The 6,151-nt window shown below is 35.0% G+C and carries 1 protein-coding gene; it reads left to right on the forward strand.

Annotated elements, in window-relative coordinates:
* Positions 1 to 57 precede the first annotated feature (57 nt).
* Positions 58 to 5,508, forward strand: a complete 5,451-nt coding sequence (locus F6K23_RS34595; RefSeq protein WP_367267901.1) for an AAA family ATPase — start codon at positions 58 to 60, stop codon at positions 5,506 to 5,508.
* Positions 5,509 to 6,151: the final 643 nt, after the last annotated feature.

Raw genomic sequence — 6,151 nt, forward strand, 5'->3', positions numbered from 1 at the left:
GCACTTAAGCATAAATAAAAAAAGTGTTCATCGTCATAAATTTTATAGAAATTGTAGGTGAATAAAATTCTAAATTTGCTAATGATGAAACTACCTAATCATATCATAATTGACCAAATTCATACAGGCATAAGAACTACTGTTTATCGCGGACTAACTACCGCAAATAAACAACCAGTAGTCATCAAAGTTCTCAATAAAGAATACCCTACCTTTTCTGAATTATTACAGTTTCGCCATCAATATACAATTACTAAAAATCTTAATTTACCGGGGATTGTCAAATCTCTATACTTAGAAAAATATGGTAATAGTTATGCTCTAATTATGGAGGATACTGGGGCAATTTCTTTCAAAAAATACCTGACTAATAAAAAACTTAGCCTGCCAGACTTTCTTGGTATTGCTATTTCTATAGTGAAAATTTTAGAAGGGTTATATCATCATCAGATTATTCATAAAGATATTAAACCTTCAAATATTATCATTAATCCAGATACTGGAGATATCAAGTTAATTGACTTTAGTATTTCTACATTATTACCAAGAGAAACCCAAGAACTTATTAATCCTAATGTTCTTGAAGGTACTCTGGCATATATGTCTCCAGAACAAACAGGAAGAATGAATCGGGGTATAGATTATCGTAGTGATGTTTATTCTTTAGGGATTACATTCTATGAAATACTTACAGGTCAACTACCTTTTTTATCAACTGACCCAATTGAATTAGTTTACTGTCATATTGCTAAAAAACCGACATTTCCTTGTGAGTTAAATTCGGAAATACCTCTAATGGTAAGTAATATTATTATGAAAATGATAGCTAAAAATGCTGAAGACCGCTATCAGAATATTTTGGGATTAAAATATGATTTAGAAACTTGTTTAAAATCTTGGCAAAAAACAGGAAAAGTTATCATTTTTGAGTTAGGAAGTAGGGATATTTCTGATCGTTTCACTATACCAGAAAAACTCTATGGTCGCCAAGCAGAAGTTAAAAGTTTATTAGATGCTTTTGAAAGAGTTGCTCAAGGCAGTAGTGAAATCATGTTAGTTGCTGGTTTTTCAGGGATTGGTAAAACTGCGGTAGTTAATGAAGTTCATAAACCAATAGTCCGGCAACGAGGTTACTTTATTAAAGGTAAATTTGACCAATTTCAACGCAATATTCCCCTTAGTGCTTTTGTTCAAGCATTTCGAGATTTGATGGGGCAAATGCTCAGTGAAACGGAAACTCAATTACAGGAATGGAAAACTAAAATTCTCTCAGCGTTGGGTGAAAATGGGCAAGTTATTATTGAAGTTATTCCCGAATTAGAATATATTATTGGTTCTCAACCTGAAGTGGCAGAATTATCAGGAACTGCTACTCAAAATCGGTTTAATTTACTATTTTTAAAATTTATTCAAACATTTACTACTAAAGAGCATCCTGTAGCGATATTTTTAGATGATTTACAGTGGGCAGATACTGCTTCGTTGAAGTTAATGCAACTGTTAATGACTGACAAAAATAGTCAATATTTATTATTATTGGGAGCTTATCGAGATAATGAAGTAAGTCCTACTCATCCCTTCATATTAACATTAGAAGAAATTACTAAAACATCGGCAATTGTTAATACTATTACTTTGAAACCTCTAGATTTAACTTTTGATTTAAACCCCTTAATAGCAGACACTTTACATTGCTCTTTGGAGTTAGCATTTCCTTTAACAAAATTAGTCCATCAAAAAACAAAAGGAAATCCTTTCTTTATCACTCAATTTCTGAAAGCACTGTATGAAGAAGGATTAATTACCTTTAATTATGAGGCGGGTTATTGGGAATGTAATGTTGCTCAAGTTAGATTACTTTCTGCCACAGATGATGTTGTAGAATTTATGGCAAGTCGCCTACAAAAATTATTACCTGCCACCCAGAATGTAATAAAATTAGCGGCTTGTATTGGCAATAAATTTAACTTAGAAACTTTAGCTATTATTTATGAAAAATCTGTCACAGAAACAGCACAGGATTTGTGGGAAGCATTGCCAGAAGGGTTAATTTTACCTGTTACCGAAGTCTATAAATTTTATAATACAGAAGAGTCAAATATATTTACATCTTTTACTGCCATAGAAGCTAATGCTAGTTATAAATTTTTGCACGACCGCGTCCAACAAGCAGCTTATTTGTTAATCCCAGAAACACAAAAACAAGTAACTCATCTGAAAATAGGAAAATTATTATTAGAAAATATCCCAGAAACGGAAAGGCAAGAGAAAATTTTTGATATTGTTAATCAGTTGAATTATGGAATAGATTTAATTTCTCATCCTACTGAACGAGAACAACTCGCTGAACTCAACCTCATAGCAAGTCGCAAAGCAAAAGCTTCTACTGCTTATAACGCCACAGTTAACTATCTAAATATAGGACTAGAATTATTAACCGCTAATAGTTGGGAAACGAATTACGAATTAACATTAGCTCTATATTTAGAAGCAGTAGAAGCGAGGTATTTGATCGGCGACTATGAGCAGATGGAACAACTAGCTCAAATTGTACAGCAACAAGCAAAAAATTTATTAGACCAAATTCCGGTTTACATCTCCAAAATTCAGGCTGAATTTGCTCAATACCAATTTTCCCAAGGTATCGATCTAGCCGTAATTGTGATTAAAGATTTGGGATTAGAATTATCCCCTAGACCAGAAGAAGCAGACTTGCTTGCTGGTCTTGAAGAACTCAAGTCATTTCTGAGCGATCGCTCCACTGAAGACCTCAAACAACTGCCAAAGATGACAAATCCTGAAAAGCTGGCCTTGATGCAAATTCTGGGATTAATTGGAGCTGTAGCTTTCGTCATTGGTTCACCTCTATGGTCAAGTATAGTTTTTGCTCTCATCACTTTGTCTGTGAAGTGGGGAAATACACCTGCTTCCGCTTATGGATATAGCTGTTATGGAATTATGCTTTGGAGTCAGGGAGAAATTAAAGCCTCTTATGAATTATCTCAGATAACAGAGAGTGTATTTGAGTCTTGTGCTGGAGATGCTCTGAGTGGAGTAGCAGTAACAAATATGCACCTTCGTCATTGGCAGGAACATTTGCGAAATAGCTTACCTTCATTCCTAGAATACTACTCTCTTGAATTATCTAGAGGAGACTTAGCATTTGCTAGTTACAATCTCTTGTTTCACTATTTTCATGCTTTCTACAGTGGACTGGAATTAACAGAACTTGCTCATCAACTCAATAATGCTGTTGATACTGTTGCTCAAATCAAACAAGAAAGTGCCCTAATACGGTTGCAAATAATTCAACAGACTGTTCTGAACTTAAGCGATCGCTGTGAAAATCCCTGTATTTTAGTTGGTGAAGCTTTGGATGAGGCAAAAATACAATCTCAAGACCAAACACTGGTATATCTAAACTTCCACAAACTTTCTTTATGTTATTTATTTGGTGAGTACCAAAAATCTTTAACAATTTCGATCGCAACACAATCATATTTCCATCTAATTACTTCTCAATATGTTCAAGTACTTTTATATTTTTATGGTTCCTTGATAAGACTTGCTCTCTACAATAAAGCTTCTGAGGAACAAAAACAGCAATGGTTAGAAGAAGTAACCTCCCACCAGAAACAAATGAAAATCTGGGCAGACCATGCTCCTATGAACTTTTTACATAAATTTCATTTAGTAGAAGCAGAAAAACATCGAGTACTTTGTAACTATATCGGAGCAATTGAACTTTATGAACAAGCGATCGCCGGAGCGAAAGAAAACGAATACATTCAAGAAGAAGCTCTAGCTAAGGAACTTGCAGCTAAATTTTACCTAGACTGGAATAAGGAAACTATTGCCCAAGCATATCTCATCAAAGCTTACTACGCTTATGCTCAGTGGGGTGCAGTTGCTAAACTTAAACACCTAGAAAAATCCTACGGTGAACTACTCAAACCTCTTCAACAGCAAGATCCTACTTTGACCCGCAACATTGCTCAAGAAACGGTCACTTACACAACCACTGATAGTACCCTTCTGCTTGACTTCAATAGTGTAATGAAAGCAACCCAAGCTATTTCAGGAGAAATAAAACTAGAAAATTTATTCTCGGTTTTAATGCGAGTTACTCTAGAAAACGCTGGCGCTCAAAAAGGTTATTTAATCCTTCTTGAAACAGGAAAGTGGGTAATAGAAGCCAAAGCTATTCGTGAGATTAATTCTTCAGAAGAAATACAACTAAAATCAAAACAATCTCTACCCTTGGAATCAACACATGAGCTTCCCACATCTCTCATTTATTATGTGGCACGTACTCAAAAAACTGTTGTGCTAGATAACGCCACTAATGAAACTCAATTTGCTGCCGATCCTTATATTCAAAATTATCAATCCAAAAGTATTTTATGCATTCCTATTATTAATCGCGGTCAATTTATTGGCATACTATATTTAGAAAATAATTTGACATTTGCAGCCTTTACTAAGCATCATCTAGAAGTATTAAAAGTCCTGACTACTCAAGCAGCTTTCTCCCTCGAAAATGCCCGACTTTATGAAAACTTATCTACAGCAAAAAATCAACTAGAAGAATATAGTCGCACCTTAGAAGATAAAGTCAAAGAACGCACAGAAGAATTAAACGAAAAAAATCTACACTTATCTGAAACTCTCAAACAACTTCAACATACCCAATCCCAATTAATTCAGACCGAAAAAATGTCTAGTTTAGGGCAGATGGTAGCAGGAATTGCTCACGAAATTAATAATCCTATTACTTTTATCTCTGGCAATATTAACCATGTAGCTGAGTATAGTCAAGATTTACTAGATTTAATCAATATTTATCAACAGGAATATCCTAACCCCACAGCTAAAATCAAAGAAATAATTGAAGAAATAGACTTAAACTTTTTAATTCAAGATTTGGATAAATTACTAAATTCAATGGAAATAGGAGTCGAAAGAATTAGCAAAATAGTACTTTCTCTACGGAATTTTTCGAGATTAGATGAGTCAGGTATGAAACCTGTAGATATCCATGAAGGTATTGATAGTACCCTACTAATTTCCCAAAATAGACTCAGATATCCGGGAAATAAATCAGAAATAAAAATAGTCAAAAAATATGCCTCTTTACCTCTAATTAATTGTTATGCTTCCCAACTAAATCAAGTATTCATGAATATTATTAATAATGCTATTGATGCCCTAGAAGAGAAGAGAAAAAAGGAGAGTAGGTCTAGTGATAAACCTACCATTACAATTAGCACGACAGTAACCAAAGACCGAACTGTACAAATCAAAATTAGTAACAATGGTCCTAGCATTTCGCCAGAAATTAAACAAAAGATATTCGACCCATTTTTTACTACTAAACCAGTAGGAACTGGTACAGGTTTAGGTTTATCAATTAGTTATTCAATTATAGTAGAAAAACACAAAGGAAAACTAATATGTAATTCTGTACCAGGGAAAGGGGTAGAATTTGCGATTGAGATTCCATTATAGCGCTGTGCGCAGGCAACAGGCAACAGCTCCGGAAGGTAACAGCGGTCAGACCCCGCGACGATGCCAGCTCGCTTGCGGAATGCTGACCAAGAGAGGCAACAGAGGGAATAAATTGCTGATAATATTAAGACTTTTAGCTATTTTGCCCCTCCTGCAATTTGTAAATATACCAGCGCTCATTGCTATATCAAAGTAGTCAGGAGTCAGGAGACAACCCACCCCTAACCCCTCTAAGGAGGGGAGGGGAAGACAGGAGACAGAATTTTAGAAGAAAATCATAGCTGCCGTGATTGAGCAATCAATCAAGCAAGTATTTATGCTTACAGCAGTTTTTAAGTTGATGAGGTACAAAATTTTAGGACTTTAGGGAGTAGGGAGTAGGGAGTAGGGAGTAGGGAGTCCTAGAGGCATTTCATCGTGGTAATAAGGTAAAAAGAAAATTACCGAATAATTACTGGACAATACAAAGTTCTTAGTGGGAAAAACGGCGTTGGTGAATTAAGGTATGAAAGGATCGCAACTTTTTTAATGAGAAAGACTGCTTCACTACAGAAACTCTACTACTTTACGGCAAGATGGTGACACTCAGATATCGCGCTATAGATTTGCATTGGGATTGTCCCGTTCATGCATGTGCGTTTTG

It is taken from the genome of Okeania sp. SIO2C9 (assembly GCF_010672455.1).
Taxonomy (GTDB): Bacteria; Cyanobacteriota; Cyanobacteriia; order Cyanobacteriales; family Microcoleaceae; genus Okeania.